This window comes from Flavobacterium zhoui, assembly GCF_042787235.1.
GTDB classification, from domain to species: domain Bacteria; phylum Bacteroidota; class Bacteroidia; order Flavobacteriales; family Flavobacteriaceae; genus Flavobacterium; species Flavobacterium zhoui.
In genome coordinates, this window is the sequence record NZ_JBHZPY010000034.1 from 1 (window position 1) to 1622 (window position 1622).

Genomic DNA, 1622 nt, shown 5'->3' on the forward strand with positions numbered 1-1622 from the left:
AGAAAGAGAAAGTCACTTTTCTTAAAAAGAATTTTAATTGTAGTTTAAATCTCATATATTTACTCACTGATTAAACAAATAGAGTTCGTGTAGAGGTTTTTAGACGAACTGACGTTAGCGGTAATTGTACCGTAGACTGGAGATTTCAAGCACCTAACGCAACATTGATAAAAATATGTCACTCAAAAAAGAAAGTACATTAAATCTAATTTTTATTGAATTATTTTGTTTGTTGGTAATTTGGCTAGTTTTAAAGTGGAAAAAAAAAGTTGACGAAAGAAATGCTAAAATCATTGTCGGACAAATTGATTTTAGCACTATTTCCAAAATTCGCCTATGGGGCATTATTATAACAGCATCGACAGTATTTGTACTTTCTTTTTACGAAATAGCAAAAAGAATTTATAACTACTATTATTAATTTTGAAAACAACTACCGCTAACAGCTGTCACGACTTATTGCTCGATTTTCTTAGCCGGAACATTTTCTTCACGAAAAAAATCTATCTTAGTGGAGAACATTCGGTTCGCTTTTCCGCAACAAGACGTGGCAGCGAAACGTTGGTGGTAAGCTTATGATGAAACGTAGAAGAAAAACTAACCTAAAGTTGGAAAAGAAAGTTTACTTTTTTTAAAAGTAAAATTTAATAAATCTTCTTTTGTCATAACTTTTTCTAAATTATCTTTAATAGATATAAAACGGTTAAAGTTTATAGTTTTCAAGTTTATAACCCCATTATCCTCGGCTAATTCTTTTAATCTTTCAATACTACTTTGAAGTATGGATTTTACAGACTTTTCAAAAGTTAAGGATTTATTAGATTTGTGTATAAGGCTTTTCGAGTAGTACTCACAACTTACCAAGGTTATCTCAAAAATTTCTATTAATTCCTCATTTGTATAAGCAAGCTTAAATAAATCAAAATTGCTACTTATATTTTTAGCAGTTTCAAAACTTAAATCACCTTCTAAATTTTTAATATGAACTATTACCTTATGATTTTCGGATACTTGTTCTGCATATTTTGCATTTATTTTTTTGATATAGGCTTTAAATTCGGATTTGACACCGATGAATGTTGCTGTTCCAAAAATTGTAAAAAGGATTGTAACTGTGAAAAGTATTAAACTAATATTATCACTTTGTTGCTGAATAAAATAATCTTCTTTTGCTTTTTGAAAATCTTTATTAATAATTTCTTTATTATTTCTATATGTACTTAAACTTGCAGTAAGGGAAGTATTTTTGATGTACATAGAAACACAAACTAAAATCATAATCGTAATAAATACTCCTAAAATAAAATTTTTCATAATGTAGAAAGTTAAAAATCAAAAGTACTAAAAATAAAATTAAATTATCGGTTGAAAATAAAGCCAAACCACCAACACACGCTACAAGCAAGTTGGACAATAGTGTTTAATTTAAAGAATACGCTTACCAGCTGAAAATCGGCAAAATAGAAAAATAATTTAATTTAACCCCAACCTACGTGTAGCGTGGGAACGTCAAACTGTCTAATAACCTTCTTTTTGATTGCTTGAATTTTTTGTATTAAAAATCGCTCAAATTATTTGCTCAACTCGTTGATTTTTTGTACATTTAAATATGAAATTCATCA

At 28.1% G+C, this 1622-nt stretch carries 2 protein-coding genes; one reads left to right on the plus strand and one right to left on the minus strand.

Features of this window, described 5'->3' with window-relative positions:
* Window positions 1-175: 175 nt before the first annotated feature.
* The gene (locus ACFX5F_RS16190; RefSeq protein WP_379853056.1) at window positions 176-421 is read left to right on the plus strand and encodes a hypothetical protein; all 246 of its coding nucleotides are present in this window, start codon (window positions 176-178) and stop codon (window positions 419-421) included.
* A 176-nt stretch (window positions 422-597) separates the two neighbouring features.
* Here the strand turns inward: ACFX5F_RS16190 and ACFX5F_RS16195 are convergent, their stop codons facing one another.
* Complete coding sequence (locus tag ACFX5F_RS16195) at window positions 598-1314, minus strand: hypothetical protein (protein WP_379853057.1); 717 nt, start codon at window positions 1312-1314, stop codon at window positions 598-600.
* Window positions 1315-1622: the final 308 nt, after the last annotated feature.